This window comes from Leptolyngbya sp. FACHB-711, from assembly GCF_014695615.1.
In the GTDB taxonomy this organism is placed as follows: Bacteria; Cyanobacteriota; Cyanobacteriia; order Elainellales; family Elainellaceae; genus Leptolyngbya_A.
Genome location: NZ_JACJOR010000527.1, coordinates 1 through 17810, shown reverse-complemented (window position 1 = coordinate 17810; position 17810 = coordinate 1). Strand labels below are relative to the sequence as shown.

The window sequence follows — 17810 nt, the reverse complement described above, 5'->3', positions numbered from 1 at the left end:
TGCACCTACCTCCTTGCTCATCTACCCGTTCCAGAGGCTAGCGGCAAAGCATACTATCGCTGACGTGACAAGCATTAGTCAGGGTAATGATCAATTGAGATTGAGTATTGAGCATCGATTGAGCAGCGAGCAATCAAGGCTGGCAGGATTTGGTAGAACTACCTGCGCCAGTCAGGATGCATCAAGTTTATCCATGAGGTGAGTCACATGGTAGAAGCAGATGAAATTGTAAGACTATATCAGCAGGGCGAACGCAACTTTAGCAGGCTCAATCTGAGTGGACTGTCGTTCCAGGGACAGGATTTGTCGGGCGCAGATTTCACTCAGGCAAACTTACGCGGCACCACTTTTCGGCGATCAGTGCTGCGGGGCGCCAATTTTGCAGGAGCCAGAATCGGGTTACGGTTGCGCGGCAAAATCTTACTGACGCTGGGTTTGCTGGTGCTAGCAGCTCTGCTAGGCATTGGAGCAGGCATTATGGGAACGATCGTCAATCTCGAGATCCGTGTTCATACGACCCGATTTGAAGAAATCATTGCAGGTTGGACAACGCTGCTGCTGCTGATTGGCTATACGTTTGTTTCAACGCGGCACGGGTTAAAGGCAGGCTTCAGTCTGTTTCTGATTGCCTTTGCGGTGGCGGTTTCGGTGGCGGCGACTGGACCCCTGATCGCAACTCTGATCAACCCAATCGCCTTCTCGATTGCCTTTGCGATTGCAAACGCGATCACGATCGTTCTCACCGTCTTAGCCGCAACTGTGACGGCAACGGTGCTAGCGACTGGGGGATGGGCGGCGATCGGGATGGGGTCTGCGGCTCTGATTATTGCGGTGTTTATCCTGGGGTTTGCCTCTACCGTTGCTATCACTCACATCGTTGCCTCGATCGTGGCGGTTGTGCCTTGCGTTCTAATGCTGACAGGCTATCAGTGCTGGCGTGCTCTGAAGGGTGACGGACAACATTCAATGATTCGCCAAGCCGTAACAGCTCTGACGGTTCAGTGGGGAACAAGCTTTCAATCTGCTGATCTCACCGATGCCAGTTTCACCGGAACCCGATTGCACAACGCAAACTTCGATAATGCCATTCTGACGCGCACCTGCTGGGCAAATGGGGCACGCACCGCATCTATCCACGCGATCGGCAGTCCTTTTGCCTTCCTGGGCTAGGCAGAACGCGAACTTTACTCTTTCTAGCGGAACTTCTACATAAATTTTGTGCATTAATTGTTTACTCTTTGTTTAATTAACGCGCCTATAATGAGCTTAGATTCAGCTATAGCTGGATAAACCTCAGCACAAAATCATTGTGGGTAGGAGTAACGACCGCCATTAATTGGTTTCCATCATTAGATTAGTTACGGCGATCGATTATGGGAATTGGTCACCATTACGCGTTCCACCCCAGGCAGCGCATCCTCAGATTCCGGTGGAATCCACAGACGACTACCTGCGGCAATTAGGGATCAATCCTGCAAACATCAAAATTGATATTCAGTCCGAAACGCCGGAAGAGCGTCGATCGTGCCTGCGACGAGAAGAGCGCAAGGCACAGGCTGATTTAATCAAAGAGCTTCTGCTGTACGCGGTAGGAGTTCTTTTAGTGGGTGCACTAATAATTGGGTGCACTAATAATTATTAGCGTGACAGTTTTCCTCAACAAGAAATATTCTCAGGAATGGCAGGACTGGGCGCGATCGACCCTGACAGCAACGTTGACGGCTGTAGTAGGCTACATTTTTGGTAAAAGCAGCGCAGCGAGCGAGTAGTAGCTCGGTTTGTGCCTGAATTCACTTACCGTTCTGCAAACCGTTTCCTTCTTTTTGTTGCAGATTTTATTGCAGATAGAGAAATTGATAGGATTACAGAGAAATCAGCAACAATTTAGAGAGAATGCTACTTTAGCAACAGTTCTCCGGTTCCAGAAACCACTTCGCCGATCGCCCAGGCAGACACCTGCTGCGCATGAAAATGCTCCAAAGTGCGATCGACTTGATCGGGCAATACCAACACCACAAAGCCAATTCCCATATTGAACGTGTTAAACATTTCCAGGCGATCGACCTGCCCCTGCGTTGCCAGCCATTCAAAAATCGGCGGAACCGTCCAACTCTGAGCATTCACCTGGATCGACTGATTGGCTCCCAGGCAGCGCGGTAAATTTTCCGGCAGCCCGCCACCCGTGATATGCGCCATGCCGTGAATCTCCAGCCCCGATCGCAGCGCAGCTAAAACGGGCTTGACATATATCTGGGTGGGGGTCAGCAGTTCCTCGCCGAGGGTTTTGCCTTGCAGAATGGCGGGGCGATCGACCAGCGATTGTCCGCTCGTTTCAATAATTTTTCGCACCAAACTGAAGCCGTTGCTGTGAACCCCTTGGCTGGCTAGACCGATCGCGATATCACCGACCTGAACCTGCGACCCGTTCAAAATTCGACTTTTCTCCACAACGCCCACACAAAAGCCTGCCAGGTCATATTCCCCCGGCTGATAAAACCCTGGCATTTCTGCCGTTTCGCCCCCCAACAGCGCACACCCCGCCTGCTGACAGCCTTCGGTGATTCCCGCGACGACTTCTGTCAACTGATCGCCGTTCAGCTTTCCGGTCGCCAAATAGTCGAGGAAAAACAGCGGTTCTGCGCCAGAAGTAAGCACGTCGTTCACGCACATTGCTACCAGATCGATCCCGACCGTGTTGTGACGATCGCCCTGCTGCGCCAGTTTAAGCTTTGTGCCCACACCGTCGGTTCCAGAGACTAAGACGGGCTGCTGATAGCCGCTGGGCAGCTCGAAAAAGCCGCTAAACCCGCCCAAGCCACTGAGCACTTCGGGGCGAAAGGTGCGCTCGACCATTGTGCGAATCTGCTGCACAAATGCCCGCCCTGCTTCTACGTCAACCCCTGCCTGTCGATAGTCCATTATTTACTTGCTCGCCTGTCTTGCAGAAGATCCTATCTTGCAGAAGATATTGTACTGGCGATCGGTGACTCATTCCCGATTGGTAGGAATGACCCGCTCGATCGTCTGCTGGAATCCGATTGGATCAGCCGTGCGCCAGATTCCGACCCCGATTGCCGCCGCAGTCACCAGGGTAGCCACCAGCCCGATCGCAATCGCCCAGGGACGGGGAGCAGATTTTTCTGACGAAGGAGCCGGGTCAGCATATTCGTCGTAGAGCAGTGCCCTAGAGGATTCGGTTAAGTCAGTTTCGGGTGTAGCGTCTGAAGTGACAGGCTGAGGCTCGATCGCAGGACGCGGTTCGTAGAGCTGAATCGCAGGATTGATCTGACAGTGCATTAAAACGATCGAGGCATTGTCGTGTCCGTTTTGCTCATTAGCGATCGTGATCCAGGATTCGACGGCAGATTCGAGGGTCATTTTGCCGCGCATCACTTCTTGAGTAATCGCGTTCCAGGATTGCTCAACTCGCTGATGATCGCTCAGCCCATCGGAACACAGCAGCAGCAGGCTGTCTTCTTCCACCACAAATCGCCGGACGGTAATTTGCAGCGTATCTGCGCCGCGTGTGCCGATCGCCTGAACCAAGGCTGCTGCATCCGATCGCTGCCGTGCTTCTCGATAAAGACTGCGCCCCAGGCGAACCTCTCGCACCGCCACATCATCATCCGTGGTCAACCGCAAACAGGACTGCGAATTCAGCCAATAGGCGCGGCTATCCCCCACATGAACGATATAAAGCTCATGGGAATTACTGCCGGTGGGAAGCTTTTGCGGAACTTGCAGTGCCATCACCAGCGTTGTACCCATGCGCTGCCGCATCGATCGCCCCTGAACGTCGTTTTGGGCAGCAATCTGGTTGTTCACGATTCGCACCACTTCGATAAGCTGCTGAGCGATCACCGTGGGCGACACGACTTCTGTTTGTTCGGCAATTTCGGCAAAGAACGCCCGTAGCAGAGACTTGAGCGATCGTAAGGCAAGCTGGCTGGCAACCTCACCGCCTTCGTGTCCGCCTACCCCGTCACAGACGATCGCCGTATAAGGCATCAGTCCATCGTTGGTGAGCAACTGAAACTGATCGGGATAGCAGGTATCTTCGTTGTGGGTGCGCTGAGGTCCGGTATGGGTGGCTCCGGCGATCGTCAGTTTAAGCGGAAGTTGCGCCGCCTGTTCCAGCAAGAGGGTGTTGAGCTGATGGGCGATCGTCTGAAATTCATGCTGCTCTGCCGGAGTGGCCAGGGTCTGCATTTGCTGACAGAGCGCCTGTAGGAATTCCCTGATTTCTGGCTGTGCCGCGTCTGCCCAGGGCTGCCAGAACTGTCCCAAATCTACCAGAGTGGGCGCATGGATTGGAGCGTTTAAGGGAGAATCTAAATCCGGGGATTCAATATCCGGGGATTCGGTGACGGCAAGGGCAATCTCATCCGCAATTAGCTCTCTCAGCCGAACTCGCCAACCCTCAACTCGCAAATTTTCCACCATCAGCAAACTGCGCGTCATGCCCTCGCGCTGGAGCGGCTGCCACAGATCCAATAACTGCCAGAGCCAGTACAACTGACGCACCGGACTTGCACTCGACCAGAGAGATGCCAAAGTAGGCAGCAGTACGCCATCTGCCGTCATTGGCGCATTCTCTAGCAGCAAAATCGGCGGCGCGGTTTGACCCTGAGCATACAAGTCATACAGCCCGGGCAGATGCAGGCGATCGGTATAGAGGTGCAGGTAGGGCAGAGCCGCATCCGGCAAATTCAAGGACGCATCCGGCAACTGAGCAGGCTGAGTATCGAGCCAGATTCGGGGACTGATCACTGCATATCGACCGCCCACGATCGCTCCCACCGGAATTTGATCTGCGTTTGCGCCCACTGCCCAGAGATACTGACGCACTATTGGCGCATTGCACTGCTCGCATTGCCGATCGGTGAGCTTTGCAGGATGACGGCACTCTGGATTTGGACACTGAATTTGCATGGTCTGCATAATCGTCTGCATAACAGCACTGCTCACGGCGACACGAACTGAAACCCTGAAACTGAATCCTGACTCCCCCCTAAGGGTAAGCTGACTGGGCAGCAAAAGAACGGACAAGCTAGGATAGATTCGTTCTTGTATATCGTGTGATCTCTACTCTGGCAAGCTTCTTCCGAAATAATTCTTGATCTTTCTGTCAGAAGCGGGGTTGAACGATCGCCTTACCTAAGGGAATTTTGGGGATATGTCGCTCAGTCTTCCGATGCTGTGGCTGATTGCAGGCGTAATTCTGTGTGTGCTGGAATTTATCCTGCCGACTGCGTTTGTGGAATTAACAATGGGCATCAGCGCGATCCTGGTGGCGATCGTGGCTCAATTTGTGCCCAGTCTGGGAATTCAGGTCGGGCTATGGCTGATTCTCTCAGTTGTGCTAACGCTGCTGACTCGTCGCCTGCTGCCCCGCAAAACCCATCACTTAATCCAGGACACCCGCGAGGCTCAAACCCTCACCCCTATCCTGCCCGGTCAAACCGGACGGGTCATCTACGAAGGCAATTCCTGGCAGGCACGCTGCGACGACGAAGGGTTAACCATTCCTGCAAACCAGAAGGTTTATGTGGTCGAGCGACGCGGTACGACGCTGATTGTGATGCCTGAGAATTTGCTGCGATCGGGGCTGTGAGGAGATGGGGAAATGGGAGTTAAGAATCTTTTTTGAGAAGAATGAAGCAGGGCGATTGGGAATTTAGGGATAAACATTTGATTCTCTTAGAGGGGAGTTGCCTTGCAGCTTGAACAAAGTTGCCTGGCGATTGGAAAAAGGGGTTCTTCGCTGCCCTCAGAAGTTACGCAGCAAGTTCTTTTTTAAGAAGTTACTCAGGGCGATTACCCCGTAGAGAGAACTGCTTCGCTCGGTTGCAACGGCAAACAAGTTTCACTTGCCCCTCCCCATCCCCTCATCTTCCGACTGACCTCAATTCGAATTATTCAATTTCAATCCATCTGGATAAGGAGTATTAAAAATGGAAGCTTTTCTCGCCTTTATCGCACTGGCACTGGGCGGCGCAGGCATTGCAGGTTCCGTGCGAATTGTGAACCAGGGAAATGAAGCTCTGGTCGAGCGATTGGGCAGCTATAACCGCAAACTGACTCCCGGATTTAACTTGACGGCTCCGTTTATCGATCGCATTGCCTACCAGGAAACAATTCGGGAAAAAGTGCTGGATATTCCGCCCCAAACTTGCATTACCCGCGATAACGTTTCGATTACCGTGGACGCGGTAGTTTACTGGCGAATTGTCGATATGGAACGCGCCTTTTATAAGGTGGAAAATCTGCAATCGGCGATGGTAAATCTGGTGCTGACCCAAATTCGATCGGAGATGGGCAGACTCGAACTCGACGAAACCTTTACGGCTCGCTCTGAAATTAACGAACTGCTGCTGCGCGATTTAGATATTGCTACTGATCCCTGGGGCGTGAAAGTTACTCGGGTGGAACTGCGCGATATCATTCCCTCGAAGGCGGTGCAGGAGTCGATGGAACTGCAAATGTCAGCAGAGCGTCGCAAACGGGCAGCAATCCTGACTTCGGAGGGCGATCGCGAGTCGTCGGTCAACTCCGCCAAAGGCAAAGCCGAAGCGCAAATCCTGGATGCCGAAGCACAGCAAAAATCCCTGCTGCTGCGGGCGGAAGCCGAACAAAAAGCAACCGTTCTGCGTGCCCAGGCTGCCCGTCAAGAGCAAGTCCTCAAAGCCCAGGCAACGGCTGAAGCCCTGCAAATTATCGGCAAAACGCTGCAATCTGACCCCAATGCCCGCGAGGCTCTGCAATTCTTGATGACGCAGAACTACATGGACATGGGCAAGACGATCGGAACCAGCGACAGCAGCAAAGTCATGTTTATTGACCCGCGCAGCATCACCGCCTCGGTGGAAAGCATCCGCGCCATGATTTCAGACGATCGATCGAACGGCAAAGGCTGAACTGAGAGAAGCAATCCCCGCGCTCCAACCTGCCTTGCAGTCCCCCAACCCTTCATGCGTGGAAGACTTCCGATTCATTCAAAATTCTCCAAAGTCGGAGCCCTCTGATACCAGTAGTTTTTGAGGGCTTCATCAATTTGCTGTTGCTCAAATTCAATAATGTTCTCTGCGTTTCGCTTTAAGGTTAAGTAAGCCACGATCGCCGCTGCTTGCTCACGAGTAAAAACCGAAAATCGGTGCTGGGCGTGGTCAAACCAGGTTCGATCTCCATAACGTCTTGGATTAATGCGATCGTTTCGAGAGGAATTCGTAAGACCGTGGGTCAGGTGAAAAATTGGGTTGCTGTATTGCAAACATTCATCAATATCGGCAATCAGATAAGCGGGAATGTAAAAGCGAAATGCCTCCTCCGAGAAGAAGCTTAATGCCGAGGCAAAACCACCCGGAGCCTGATCAATAAATTTGGGATCAAGAACTTCCCATTTATCTTTTCCTTTAAACTCCTGTTCCAGCAAAAATGGTTCGTCGCCTTCATTGCTTCTCCTCAGACACCAATCACCGGGATATTCAACCTGAGCAAAGGCGGCTCGAATTTGAGCTTTAACTTTCTCCGTATTTTGCATACTTGAAACAAACAGTTTCTCAATCCCAAATTCAACACCAAAAAGCGCACGAATTGCTTCAGGATTGTTCTCCTTAATGACTTTGAAGGTTCACCATTTTCTAAAGCTGATGCGTGCGCTGCGCTAACCTATCCTCTCTCTTAATCGTTTTTTTCGGGTGGGGGCAGTTCTTCCAGGATGGTGAACCGAACGTGATTCAGGGATAGATCGCCGATCGACACATCGTCAGGCAAGTCTGCTGCCGTGATCCATTCAAACGTAATGCCTTTAGCAATCTCAGCGTGATACCAGGGTAGTCCCATAAAGAATCGAGTCGGATAAGGTCCACCTTCGTTCACATCATCCACGTTCGATTCCATGGGCAGCCAGCCAAAGCCGGGAATGTAGAACTCGACCCAAACGTGGTTGAAGTCCGGTTCCAAGGAGACATTTCGCTTATCGGGGTCGGGCGGACACTTATAGCGACCCACCGTGCGACAGGCAATGCCGTTGAGCCGTGCCAAAGCCAGCAGAACTCCTACATATTCACCGCAGGAACCCACTCCTCGCTCCAGGGCGACATCCGGCGTGTCGATATGCGGCTTGATGCCGTAGGACATCCGATCGTACACATAGTTCCGAATCTTCAGCGTTTTTCGCAGCAGATTGGTTTCACTGCCGACGGCCTCGCGGGCTGCCTGCTGAATCATGGGTGTATCCATTGCCAGGTCATCATCATCGACCAGATAGCGATCGGCCAACTCCTGAGGCAGGGGCTGACTTTTCTCCACCTGGCGCGGCGTGACTTGGTATTTGATTCCCCGCACTTCCAGCAATGCCTTCCAGCCAAAAATGCGCCCCTCGTTGGCCGCCAGCCGATCGAACCGAAACACCGCAACGTGCTGTCCGTTCTCGATTTCCTCTGTAAAGGGCATCCCAACGGGTTCTACGCTCAACACCTTCTGGCGATCGGTCGTCGCAGGCATGGCAATTCGCCATTCGAGATGGGTCAGTGTCACTTCTTCCAGGGGCGACAGCTCTTCGACATAGGCCATTTCCACCAGATAGCCATTCGACAGGGCAAAGTTGCGATCGGGGTAATAGCAGAAATGAAGCGGATGAATAAAGGTGCGATCGCGAACGGCTAGCTCTTGCGGGCTTTCAGCATCGTTGGGATTGTCGCGAATGTACATTTCCTCTCCCGCATAAGCCACATAGAGAATGGGTTCCCCGGTTTGCGGATGGGGATGAAACGACAGGGCAGACGGCTTATCGTAGGGCGTTAAAACGCTAAACTGCACCTCGCCCGTTGCCCGATCCAGGCAGTACACCGTACGTTCCTCGTCGTCGCACAGCCACAGTTCCTCATCTCGAATCGTGATGTTTTCTGCCCCAACCCCCGGCAGCGGAAACTTGGTGATTTGGCGTGCCGTTTTGCGATCGAAGATCATCAGGTAGCCTGCCTTCTGACAGGTGACATAAACCGTCGATTGCCAAACTGCAACCCCATTCGCATCGTAGGGCAGGCTGACAAAATGCTGCGGCTCAAAATCGGTCAAACTGCACCAGAAAACGTCATTCTTCTGCGTGAACCAGAGGCGATCGTCTGCTAGTGCCAGCCCTGCAGCATCTTGAAAATCCTTCACTTTCAGCGGATTCACAACCGCAGTATTATCGCTACCGCAGTCTACTTCCACCACATAGCCGCGCACCGTATCCAGCGCAAGCAACCGCGTTCCGTCTGACGCTAACCCCCGCAACGCATATACGCCGATCGGACGCACGGTTCGCCGCAGATAATCGACTGGGCGGGTAGAAGCAAATTGACGAGTCGAAAAACTAGAGTCCAGCAGCATAGCATCGAGGGCGATCGGTGATTCCCCCAATCATAAACAAATCTCTGCTATTGAACAGGCACTTACGGATACAGTCTGTCTCTGTCATTAGATAGAAGCGATTCGATCTGACTGGGGATGAGTGGTGGCAGAGTGCTCTAAAAAACAATCCCTGCCACAAAGAACGATCGCCCCTATCTATAAACGATCGCCCTTAATGTAAAAATCGCCCCTATAACGGAATGCGCTGTGCAGGCGGATACCAGCGTTTATACACTCGCATTACCGCTCCAGGTTGCGGTTTGATGACAGAAGCATTTTCGGGTAAAGGCAAAGCCGGACTCCAGGCATAGCTGTCACAAAAGCCTTTGCGCTCCAGCTCAATCACACACTGTTCCACGGCAGCAGGATTGCCAATCAGCAGAATGTTGACCGCTTCTCGCTCAAATCGCGCGGGCAAAATTTGACCGACAGCCGTTTGCGGCTCGGTGGGATACGTCATATTCAGATCTCCTAGGGTAAAGAAACCCTAGAGACTAACTTGAAGACTTTCAAACATGACTGAAGCAGCCAGAACTTATAATCGTTCTAGCCTTTCAGACTGCCTATACCAGTCCGGGAGGTTAGCTGGCTTTGAGTGTTGGTAGCACTCTTAGTCAGCGATCGAATTTACCCTGTGTGGTAATCTAAACTCCCTCAGTCAATCTCTAGAGGATGGTGGCTCACTCGTTGCAATAAAAGAGCCATCCCAACCGTATCAAAGTTTTTCTTTGGTCGCAATACTGGTCTTTCGGGCGATCGTGATTGATCAAAGACAGATATCCAGAACTTTGCTGTTTATCCAACCCAACTGAGCAAGATATCTAGCAGCCTTGCTGCTTAAACCCGGATTTAGGGGGAACATCCAGCAGAGAATCTGTTGATTTACTCAATACGGGGAGATAGACAGATAGGGTCCCTATAATAAATTGTTAGGCTCAGAGCCAAGACGATCATATTTGTTTGCTACCGGTAGAATTAGCTTCGGCCATCAATTCATCGTAACTTATAGCAAGGAGATTAAGGAATGAATTCAGGAGGTTTTCTAGATAGATTTCGGACAGACCTTGATGACGTAATACAGGTACTTGAACGTATCAAATCTCGCTCTGACTTTATAGATCCTATTATGTTTCAGCAAATAGGTTCTTCTTTAGACATTGATGCTTCTGATTCTGAGTACTTGGAAGAATCGATGCGAAAAAGTCAAGAAGTTCCAAAAGCTCTGCAACAATCCTCAAAAATGATAGATGATTCACTATCAAAGTTAGAGGAAACTGAGCAAGCAATAGCAAAATTGAAAAATGACCTAAAGGCAGAAAAGGAAAGGCTGCGTCGGCTAATTGATGCATCATAATAAAGTCAAGTCTGTCTTGCCTAACACGTTGGTATAGCGCACAGCACGAAGACCTCTCGCATACGACCTATCTTTTTGCCGCCGCTGACCATAGTTGTTATGCCGCAAGTTTTGAGCGGGCACGCAGTTAAGACGCTATCGGTTGGTACTCAAAATTAACTTGCTTGAGTTCAGGGCTGGGGTGGTAATCCGAAGAGTATCGTTGAAGCAATCTTCCAGGTTGAGGAGGCGAACAAATGGAAAAAATCGTTGTCCAAGAAATCGATCTTCCCAGCACCAGTCTAGCTGTGCGATCGCTACCACGCCTCGATTTTGCTGATGCGTTTAGATGTCAGCTTCCAGAAGATCAACCTCAAAACATAGATTCAGTGACACGAGCAATCTTCTTGACAATGCCGCAGTGGGTCGCGCAATTATTGGAACTCCGCAATGTTATTGTTCGCCCGTTTGGTCTAAAGACATCGATTGATGCAATTCCATCCATTAGTCAGGAAGAACTTCAACCAGGAACAGCAGTCGGCGCATTCGAGATACTCGATCGTAGGCAGAACGAAGAGATTATGCTCGGCGAAGATGATAAGCATCTAGATTACCGGGTTTCGATCCAATTAGAGCGTGAGGAGAAAAAATGCTGGGTTGTTGTTTCAACTGTGGTCAAGTTCAATAACTGGCTGGGTCGAGCTTACTTTGTTCCGGTTAGACCAGTACATAAGATCATTGTTCCAGTCATGATGAGATATGGATTGGAGCGTTCAATTAAGTGATGCATTAGGCGAAACGGCATAACAATCCCAATGCACGTCGACCGTTGAGAAGGTATCTGTGAAGTATCCGAGGTTATCTGCGGCGGGTGATAGGCGTCGTTAGGTAGCTTGAGTTCTCAGTCATGAAAGTACTCCAATGCTACTTGTCAGTATCCGAGGTCAAGTTATCAGAGTGTTATCTGTAGGGTGATGTTTTGGCTTTGCCGATGAGTGATTTAAGGAGCATTGCTGATTTCCACAATCATTTCTCCTTGCCGTAGTTGTTCTAACGCATCAGGCAAAGTAGCGGTCAGCAATTGTTGCAGATAGCGATTCGTGACATTGCCACAGGTTAGCCACAAAATCTGGGGAGGTGTTCCTAAGCGACATACCAGGTCGATGAAGTCGCTGTCTTTTGTCATAATCACAGCGTTTTCAGCTCGTGCTGCTTCAAAAATTTTGATATCTTGAGCATCTCGAAGTGACAAGTCCCGCAGGGCAGCAGCTTCTAAGCCAAAGGTGTTCGTCAGCCAATTTGCTAGTGTTGGAGGCAGTTGAGCATCAACCCAAATTTTCATGCCGTCAATCTAGGAAAGTCAGTGCGTCGTGCAGCGAAGAGCAAGCATGCTTGAATATCTGCCAGTTCCAAGTCGGGGAAGTCTTCTAAGATTTCAGCAACACTAACATTTTCGGCTAACATTTCTAAAATATCGGTGACTCGAATTCGCATCCCTCGAATACATGGACGACCACCACATTGACCAGGGGTTTGGGTAATGCGGGTTAGCAATCCAGTCGTTGAATTCATGAGGGTGCCTGCAGGTTACTTCGTTTATCTCTATCTTACCGATTAGTGATGCAACGTTCGTCACCTCACAATGCCCATGCACACCGATCGTCGAGAGGGTATTCGTTGTGCGTTTGAGGTTGTTTGCGGCGGGTGATGGACAACGTTAGCCCTCTGCGTTATTAGCGAGGGTGGTACTTCTGTGATAAAGCCAATCTAGTTCAACGATTGTGCAGTGTTTCCCAACAGTTGTTATGAGCGCGATCGCTTACCAGCACCATTGAAGTCAAAGCGATTGATGCGTCATTACTAACTGCTACCTAGGTACAGGACAAAAACCAGAACTCTTATTTTTTTGTCCTGTACTGAGAACTGCTACCTAAAATTAATTAGGAACGCTCCCAAATTTGTCGAATTTCACCTGGAAGTAATGCAGCAATCTCTTGGTTCCGTTCTTCAGATAAGATTTCTTTCGTAGCTGAGAACACTGCCGCTGTAACCTCCTCTGGAGGAACCCCTTCTGGTAAAGTACCTTCTTCTCTGAGGCGCAACATGAAAGTTTTTGGCTTAATATGTAGGTCTTGTGCAGGACTGATCCGACTGAAGAAAGCAACCATCACGTTAGGATCCTGCCAAAGGTCTACCACTTCATGCTCGGATTCAGGTGCTCTTTCTTCGAGTTCCTTTTCAATCTTGTCACTTGTTTTATTTAACATCATGTCTCGCAAAATTCGGAAGACTATATTTGTCGCCCGTTGAGCATCATTAATCGTTTCCAAACTACTCCGCTCTAATACTTTTTCAAGAAATGCATGCTGTTGTCGGTGTGTTTGCTGTGTCATAATCTCTCACTACAATTTGAAAAAGAATCAAATTAGTTCAATCTGGTGTGAGCTAATTTGTAAGGTTCCTATTACAGGTTGCAAGTTAAAAAGGAATGCCCCATCAATCTTCTGACAGAGTTGTTTGGAGCATGAGTGGAGTCAAGCGATCGCAATGGCAATGTATCGAGTCGCAATCCAATTGCAAGCAATCACATTAACACTGGATTGAGTTGCAATTCGTCTGTAGAGCGGACAGAAGAACTGTGAGTGCTCGCAATGGCAATGTATCGAGTCGCAATCTAATTGCAAGCGATCGCATTAACACAGAATTAGGTTGCAATTCGACTGTAGAACGACAGAAGGACTGTGAGCGGTCGCAGTAGCAAAGGAGGGCGATCGCATTAAAACTGTTGAAATGCCAACAAAAATGCGGAATCCAGCCTTAGCGACAGCCCTAATTTTTTGTTGTGATAGCCGGAAGCTACCCTTGTGGAGGTTGTTAACGCTCGATCGCCCTCGCTATACTGCAAATTCTGAGAATCTTTCAATCTTTGCTGAACCTGATGAACATCCTTGAGGCGCACCACCTGCGAAAAGCCTATCCAGACCGTAAAAAACCGACCGTTGCAGTGCAGGATGTGTCTCTCTCGATCGCCTCACGGGAAGTGCTGGCATTTCTGGGTCCGAATGGGGCAGGCAAAACAACAACGATCAAAATGATTGCCGGGCTGATTTTGCCTGATGCCGGACAAGTGCGAATTGTTGGGCGCGATCCTCACCGTGATCCGTGGGCTTTGCGATCGATCGGGGCAGTGCTGGAAGGCAATCGCAACGTTTATTGGCGGCTTACCCCTCAGGAAAATCTGGAGTATTTTGGCGTATTGCGCGGTTTGAGTCGTAAGGTTGCCCGACAGCGCGGTAAAGAACTGCTAGAGCGGTTTGATCTGGTCGAAAAACGACGAGCACTGGTACAAACCCTATCGCGGGGGATGCAGCAAAAGCTGGCGATCGCCGTTGCCCTGATTCACGATCCGCAGTTGCTCTTGCTTGATGAGCCAACTCTAGGATTGGATGTGGAAGCAACCCAGGCAGTCAAACAGCTCGTGCGCGAAATTGCCCAGGAAGGGCGAGCGATTCTGCTTACCACCCACCAGCTTGATATTGCCGAGGAACTGTCCGATCGCGTGGCAATCATCAACCGGGGCGAAATCGTTGTCGAGGAGCCAACAGCGGAGCTAATCCGGCAGTTTTCTGGCACGGCATACACAATCGAGCTAGCCGAAAATTTAACCCCGACTCAAATCAGCAAAATCGAAGCGTTGGGCGGCACAATGGACGATCGCTTTGTCTATGTGCGAGATTCGCAGTTGCTTTACCCGGTGCTCGATATCCTGAAACCTGCGGCGATCGTACGGCTAGAGCGAGATGAGGCAAACCTGACTGAGATCTTCCTCAAGTTTTTGCGGCAAAGCAAAGCCGCTTAGAAGAATCTCAACTGAATAACTTTGCAATCCCTAAAGAAGAGTTGAGCGGCTAGAACTGATACCGCTCTTGATCGACCCAAAAGCCAAGCGGCACAGAATGCCCGTCTGTACCCACCTTTGCCTCAACCTGAATCGATGCCTGCCCAACTTGTTGAAGCTGCTGATTCAGATCAACCTGCTGATCTTCCGGGATGTAATACGTTTCTAGCCCATAGCGCACCGTTCCCTGCTGATAAATACCCTGGATCGCAGTTTGATTTGGCTCAAGCCGAGTGGGATAGCGATCGGACACGGCAACGGGTTTCCAGGGCTGAGGCGGCTGAGTAATCTGATCGGGCGACTGCAAAATCACATAAAAGCTTGTGCTGGGCAAATCTAGCGTCGAGGAGCTATCTCCGGCTTTGGGCTGGGGGTTGAGCTGCGGGGCGATCGTCTCCCAACCGGGAAGCTTTTCCAGCGTTTGTAAATTCGCAATTTGATAGCTGAAGGTGAGGTGATAGCCTTGCAGCAAGTTGTAGGGATCGACGGGCAGGGTTTGCAGAACGATCGGCTTTCCCGTCAGATGCGTGTAGACTGCCTGAGCCGGAATCGTCGCAATCAACCCCGCCTGGATCAGCAGCGTTGCGGCAAACCGCAGCGGGATCGACTTTCTAATGCTTACGATTCTCTCAGCAGTGTACATTTCAAACCAATGAAACGAACTAGTTGATCTGCGTAATCGAGAGGGTGTAGGGGTGGCTTGTCTGAGCGCGATCGCCCACAAATACCGAGTAGGTTCCCTGTTGCCACACACCCGGCACATCAATCATGCCGCCCGAAAATTGATCTGCCATCACGCAGCGATTGACCGGACCTTGAATTAGCAGAGTGGGCTGTCCTTGTCCTTGCAGCTTAAAACGAAGCGATGTGGGTTGGTTGACCACCACCACCTGGTTTGGACTACCGGGAATAAACCCACACTGACTCGACTGCGAACCGCCCGAACTTCCAGTCACGGTAACGGGCGCAGCCAGGGGAGTTCGCACAGGATTACTGTGAGCAGCAGGAACCAGGCTAAACAGTGCTGCCAGTGCTGCGGGAATTGCAAGCCATCGAACAGGTCGTTTCATAAGTTCTCCTCCCTCACCAATACAGATAAATTCGCGGCGATCGGGAAGGTTTCTACCTGCATCCTAACGTTTCGCATTCCTGCTGAACCGGGAGGAGTGCCAGTTTTAAGACTGCTTGAGGTTGGGCTAGCTATGAATTCGCGGTTCGGGATGAAGGGTTTCCAGCAGACGACTTTCAACGATCGCCAGTTCCTCCAGGCGCTGATTCACAAGGTCGCGATCGAAATAGGTGATTGCCAGCGTCCAGTATGCGCCGTAGTGCCGTGCCTCGGATGCCATCAGTCCCCGATAAAATTTGGCGAGTTCTGGCTCAGGACAGTGCAGCCCTAGCAAACCCAATCGCTCATGGCTACGTGCCTCAATCAGCCCGGAAATCAGCAGCGAATCGAGCATTCGATCGGGTTCAGCTTTCCGAATCTCAGCTTTCAGCCCAGCCGCATAGGGCGGAGCAGATAAGGGGGCAAGGGCAATCTGACGACGATCGAGCCACTGATTTACCTGTTCAAAATGCTCTAGCTCTTCCTGAGCAATGGCAGTCAACGCTCTCACCAGCTTGTGGCTCGACGGATAGCGAAACATCAAATTCAATGCCACGCCCGCCGCTTTGCGCTCACAATGGGAATGATCCAGCAAAATCACGTCCAGGTGATCGATCGCCTGCTGAATCCACGCCTCAGAGGTGGGATGCTGCAAAAACTTGATTGTCGTCAGCGAAGAAGCGGTCATCGAGTTCTATTCATGCGGTGATGGATCTATGCCTATTTTATCTATGGCTACTTTAAAAGTAGCGATCGTAACAGCCGACGCGACATGAGACAGTTTTCCCTCTGGATAGATTCCTTAAGGGAATACAGGAGTATAACGGTTGCGCTCAGCGGTAGGAAGTAACATTAAACTCAGCACCGAGGACTTCTTTTATTCTGCTGGAACGCGCTTGCTAGGCTGTGAGATGGGCGATCGGGCCAGTAATCTAAACTCAAGTATTCATAATCTAGCTATTTCAAGGGAATACTCAACGCCTCAACAAAATCATCCTTTTTCATTTGGCTGATACCAGCAATTCCTCGTTTCTTCGCCATTGCCTTTAAGTCAGCCGTTGCCATTATTTCGAGAATGCCAGCATCAGTGACTGTATCTACATCGGCTGAGAAGACAGATAAGGGCAAAGTTGTGCGGCGGCAGATAACTTTGAATTCTCACCGTTAACCTCTGTTCCGTCCGTACCAAGGCAGTGTTAGCTAGCTGGAAACTACTCAAGTCCTACTCCAATAACCAAGCAAACAAATCTTTGATTGTAAGCTGTAGCTCACTTGCAAACGATGGTATCGGAATAACTTCATCTGGCTCATCCAACACTTCAGGTTCTTGTTTTGAGCGATAGACAAACACGGTTTGTTCATCTGGATCAATTAACCAACCCACTTGGGTTCCATACCGCAGACAATGAAGGATATTCTTCGTTACTTTTGTTTGGTTTTGATCAGGAGACAAGATTTCAATTGTCCAATCTGGCGCAGCAGGAAACGTGTTGGCAACCTCTCCATTCTCATCACGGGGAATCCGGTTCCAAAGAAAAACTGCAATGTCAGGAACAGTTGAACGACCACCAAAGGTGCAGCGTAACTCAGGAAATGCACGAGCAATACGCTTAGACTTAACTACTCCATTGATAGCAGGTACAAGTTCCCCTTGAATAACACTGTGTTTCCCTTGGGGCATTGGTTTCTGAATAATTTGACCATCAATATATTCACTTGCAGGTTTCGTGTCTGGTAATTGTAAAAACTCTGCCAATGTCAGTGTTTTAGATGGTGTTTGTACCATTTGGGTTTACCTCTCCATCTGCCAGATCAGAAACTAATCTCTATTCTATCTAGAAACTGGATGAGGCATAGTGCTGGTCTACAGAAGAGTTACAGCTACTTAATCTTAAAAACTAGTAAGACAAGTTAACTACTCTACCCCAGTCAGTAACCCAAGCCATCCGACGGTAAAAATCAGCGGCTGCAAGTACCCTAAAACGCAATGCCGACGCTTGAGCCAGCAGTCCGTCTGCATTGCAGGGTTAGCTGGATATCACTGCCGATCGCACTTATTCGCACTCCCTTCTATC

21 protein-coding genes are annotated in these 17810 nt (G+C 50.3%); 8 read left to right on the top strand and 13 right to left on the bottom strand.

Annotated features, from left to right (window positions below; genetic code table 11):
* Positions 1-207 precede the first annotated feature (207 nt).
* The 3 genes from H6F80_RS25980 to H6F80_RS30490 all read left to right on the top strand — a co-directional run bounded on the left by H6F80_RS25980 (position 208) and on the right by H6F80_RS30490 (position 1769).
* Positions 208-1170, top strand: coding sequence for a pentapeptide repeat-containing protein (locus tag H6F80_RS25980; RefSeq protein WP_190794412.1), 963 nt, complete (start codon positions 208-210; stop codon positions 1168-1170).
* Between the two features lie 166 nt (positions 1171-1336).
* On the top strand, positions 1337-1642 hold the full coding sequence (locus H6F80_RS25975; protein WP_190794411.1) for a hypothetical protein: 306 nt from the start codon (positions 1337-1339) through the stop codon (positions 1640-1642).
* 1 nt (position 1643) lies between these two features.
* A complete protein-coding gene (locus tag H6F80_RS30490) occupies positions 1644-1769 on the top strand; it encodes a hypothetical protein (protein WP_277879270.1) in 126 nt (41 codons plus the stop codon).
* A gap of 127 nt (positions 1770-1896) precedes the next feature.
* Here H6F80_RS30490 and purM read toward each other — a convergent pair whose 3' ends face one another.
* Positions 1897-2919 carry a phosphoribosylformylglycinamidine cyclo-ligase gene (purM, locus tag H6F80_RS25970; RefSeq protein ID WP_190794410.1) on the bottom strand — a complete coding sequence of 341 codons (1023 nt, stop codon included), beginning with the start codon at positions 2917-2919 and terminating at the stop codon, positions 1897-1899.
* Between the two features lie 69 nt (positions 2920-2988).
* Positions 2989-4953 carry a protein phosphatase 2C domain-containing protein gene (locus tag H6F80_RS25965; protein WP_199296841.1) on the bottom strand — a complete coding sequence of 655 codons (1965 nt, stop codon included), beginning with the start codon at positions 4951-4953 and terminating at the stop codon, positions 2989-2991.
* Between the two features lie 223 nt (positions 4954-5176).
* On the opposite strand from H6F80_RS25965, the gene H6F80_RS25960 reads away from it, so the two are divergent.
* Positions 5177-5614 carry an NfeD family protein gene (locus tag H6F80_RS25960; RefSeq protein WP_190794409.1) on the top strand — a complete coding sequence of 146 codons (438 nt, stop codon included), beginning with the start codon at positions 5177-5179 and terminating at the stop codon, positions 5612-5614.
* 340 nt (positions 5615-5954) lie between these two features.
* The gene (locus H6F80_RS25955; protein WP_190794408.1) at positions 5955-6917 is read left to right on the top strand and encodes an SPFH domain-containing protein; all 963 of its coding nucleotides are present in this window, start codon (positions 5955-5957) and stop codon (positions 6915-6917) included.
* Positions 6918-6991: 74 nt separating this feature from the next.
* Here H6F80_RS25955 and H6F80_RS25950 read toward each other — a convergent pair whose 3' ends face one another.
* From H6F80_RS25950 to H6F80_RS25940, 3 genes are all read right to left on the bottom strand, one after another.
* The gene (locus H6F80_RS25950) at positions 6992-7540 is read right to left on the bottom strand and encodes a DUF6714 family protein (RefSeq protein WP_190794407.1); all 549 of its coding nucleotides are present in this window, start codon (positions 7538-7540) and stop codon (positions 6992-6994) included.
* A gap of 140 nt (positions 7541-7680) precedes the next feature.
* Positions 7681-9375, bottom strand: a complete 1695-nt coding sequence (locus H6F80_RS25945) for a transglutaminase-like domain-containing protein (RefSeq protein ID WP_190794406.1) — start codon at positions 9373-9375, stop codon at positions 7681-7683.
* A gap of 211 nt (positions 9376-9586) precedes the next feature.
* A complete protein-coding gene (locus H6F80_RS25940; protein WP_190794405.1) occupies positions 9587-9856 on the bottom strand; it encodes a hypothetical protein in 270 nt (89 codons plus the stop codon).
* Positions 9857-10420: 564 nt separating this feature from the next.
* On the opposite strand from H6F80_RS25940, the gene H6F80_RS25935 reads away from it, so the two are divergent.
* The gene (locus H6F80_RS25935; protein ID WP_190794404.1) at positions 10421-10750 is read left to right on the top strand and encodes a hypothetical protein; all 330 of its coding nucleotides are present in this window, start codon (positions 10421-10423) and stop codon (positions 10748-10750) included.
* A gap of 236 nt (positions 10751-10986) precedes the next feature.
* A complete protein-coding gene (locus tag H6F80_RS25930; RefSeq protein WP_190794403.1) occupies positions 10987-11514 on the top strand; it encodes a DUF2867 domain-containing protein in 528 nt (175 codons plus the stop codon).
* Positions 11515-11729: 215 nt separating this feature from the next.
* Here H6F80_RS25930 and H6F80_RS25925 read toward each other — a convergent pair whose 3' ends face one another.
* The 3 genes from H6F80_RS25925 to H6F80_RS25915 form a co-directional block, all read right to left on the bottom strand.
* Positions 11730-12071, bottom strand: a complete 342-nt coding sequence (locus tag H6F80_RS25925; protein ID WP_190794402.1) for a DUF5615 family PIN-like protein — start codon at positions 12069-12071, stop codon at positions 11730-11732.
* On the bottom strand, positions 12068-12301 hold the full coding sequence (locus H6F80_RS25920) for a DUF433 domain-containing protein (protein ID WP_190794401.1): 234 nt from the start codon (positions 12299-12301) through the stop codon (positions 12068-12070). The genes H6F80_RS25925 and H6F80_RS25920 overlap by 4 nt, the downstream gene beginning before the upstream one ends.
* A 368-nt stretch (positions 12302-12669) precedes the next feature.
* On the bottom strand, positions 12670-13122 hold the full coding sequence (locus tag H6F80_RS25915; protein ID WP_190794400.1) for a DUF2267 domain-containing protein: 453 nt from the start codon (positions 13120-13122) through the stop codon (positions 12670-12672).
* Between the two features lie 545 nt (positions 13123-13667).
* Here H6F80_RS25915 and H6F80_RS25910 point away from each other — a divergent pair.
* The gene (locus tag H6F80_RS25910; RefSeq protein WP_190794399.1) at positions 13668-14588 is read left to right on the top strand and encodes an ABC transporter ATP-binding protein; all 921 of its coding nucleotides are present in this window, start codon (positions 13668-13670) and stop codon (positions 14586-14588) included.
* Between the two features lie 49 nt (positions 14589-14637).
* Here the strand turns inward: H6F80_RS25910 and H6F80_RS25905 are convergent, their stop codons facing one another.
* From H6F80_RS25905 to H6F80_RS25885, 5 genes are all read right to left on the bottom strand, one after another.
* The gene (locus H6F80_RS25905; RefSeq protein WP_190794398.1) at positions 14638-15270 is read right to left on the bottom strand and encodes a GDYXXLXY domain-containing protein; all 633 of its coding nucleotides are present in this window, start codon (positions 15268-15270) and stop codon (positions 14638-14640) included.
* 19 nt (positions 15271-15289) lie between these two features.
* Positions 15290-15697 carry a hypothetical protein gene (locus tag H6F80_RS25900; protein ID WP_190794397.1) on the bottom strand — a complete coding sequence of 136 codons (408 nt, stop codon included), beginning with the start codon at positions 15695-15697 and terminating at the stop codon, positions 15290-15292.
* A 126-nt stretch (positions 15698-15823) separates the two neighbouring features.
* On the bottom strand, positions 15824-16423 hold the full coding sequence (locus H6F80_RS25895) for a MiaE family protein (RefSeq protein ID WP_190794396.1): 600 nt from the start codon (positions 16421-16423) through the stop codon (positions 15824-15826).
* A 269-nt stretch (positions 16424-16692) separates the two neighbouring features.
* Positions 16693-16863 (bottom strand): Rho termination factor N-terminal domain-containing protein, encoded by a 171-nt coding sequence (locus tag H6F80_RS25890; RefSeq protein ID WP_199296840.1) that lies wholly within the window; start codon positions 16861-16863, stop codon positions 16693-16695.
* 94 nt (positions 16864-16957) lie between these two features.
* Positions 16958-17521, bottom strand: coding sequence for a Uma2 family endonuclease (locus H6F80_RS25885; protein ID WP_190794395.1), 564 nt, complete (start codon positions 17519-17521; stop codon positions 16958-16960).
* Between the last annotated feature and the right edge of the window lie 289 nt (positions 17522-17810).

What these genes read in the sequence shown, in the direction of transcription:
- H6F80_RS25980 (WP_190794412.1), top strand. Translation starts at nt 208, where the DNA reads ATGGTAGAAGCAGATGAAATTGTAAGACTATATCAGCAGGGCGAACGC.
- purM (WP_190794410.1), bottom strand. Translation starts at nt 2,919, where the DNA reads ATGGACTATCGACAGGCAGGGGTTGACGTAGAAGCAGGGCGGGCATTT.
- H6F80_RS25965 (WP_199296841.1), bottom strand. Translation starts at nt 4,953, where the DNA reads ATGCAGACGATTATGCAGACCATGCAAATTCAGTGTCCAAATCCAGAG.
- H6F80_RS25960 (WP_190794409.1), top strand. Translation starts at nt 5,177, where the DNA reads ATGTCGCTCAGTCTTCCGATGCTGTGGCTGATTGCAGGCGTAATTCTG.
- H6F80_RS25955 (WP_190794408.1), top strand. Translation starts at nt 5,955, where the DNA reads ATGGAAGCTTTTCTCGCCTTTATCGCACTGGCACTGGGCGGCGCAGGC.
- H6F80_RS25950 (WP_190794407.1), bottom strand. Translation starts at nt 7,540, where the DNA reads ATGCAAAATACGGAGAAAGTTAAAGCTCAAATTCGAGCCGCCTTTGCT.
- H6F80_RS25945 (WP_190794406.1), bottom strand. Translation starts at nt 9,375, where the DNA reads ATGCTGCTGGACTCTAGTTTTTCGACTCGTCAATTTGCTTCTACCCGC.
- H6F80_RS25940 (WP_190794405.1), bottom strand. Translation starts at nt 9,856, where the DNA reads ATGACGTATCCCACCGAGCCGCAAACGGCTGTCGGTCAAATTTTGCCC.
- H6F80_RS25935 (WP_190794404.1), top strand. Translation starts at nt 10,421, where the DNA reads ATGAATTCAGGAGGTTTTCTAGATAGATTTCGGACAGACCTTGATGAC.
- H6F80_RS25930 (WP_190794403.1), top strand. Translation starts at nt 10,987, where the DNA reads ATGGAAAAAATCGTTGTCCAAGAAATCGATCTTCCCAGCACCAGTCTA.
- H6F80_RS25925 (WP_190794402.1), bottom strand. Translation starts at nt 12,071, where the DNA reads ATGAAAATTTGGGTTGATGCTCAACTGCCTCCAACACTAGCAAATTGG.
- H6F80_RS25920 (WP_190794401.1), bottom strand. Translation starts at nt 12,301, where the DNA reads ATGAATTCAACGACTGGATTGCTAACCCGCATTACCCAAACCCCTGGT.
- H6F80_RS25915 (WP_190794400.1), bottom strand. Translation starts at nt 13,122, where the DNA reads ATGACACAGCAAACACACCGACAACAGCATGCATTTCTTGAAAAAGTA.
- H6F80_RS25910 (WP_190794399.1), top strand. Translation starts at nt 13,668, where the DNA reads ATGAACATCCTTGAGGCGCACCACCTGCGAAAAGCCTATCCAGACCGT.
- H6F80_RS25905 (WP_190794398.1), bottom strand. Translation starts at nt 15,270, where the DNA reads ATGTACACTGCTGAGAGAATCGTAAGCATTAGAAAGTCGATCCCGCTG.
- H6F80_RS25900 (WP_190794397.1), bottom strand. Translation starts at nt 15,697, where the DNA reads ATGAAACGACCTGTTCGATGGCTTGCAATTCCCGCAGCACTGGCAGCA.
- H6F80_RS25895 (WP_190794396.1), bottom strand. Translation starts at nt 16,423, where the DNA reads ATGACCGCTTCTTCGCTGACGACAATCAAGTTTTTGCAGCATCCCACC.
- H6F80_RS25885 (WP_190794395.1), bottom strand. Translation starts at nt 17,521, where the DNA reads ATGGTACAAACACCATCTAAAACACTGACATTGGCAGAGTTTTTACAA.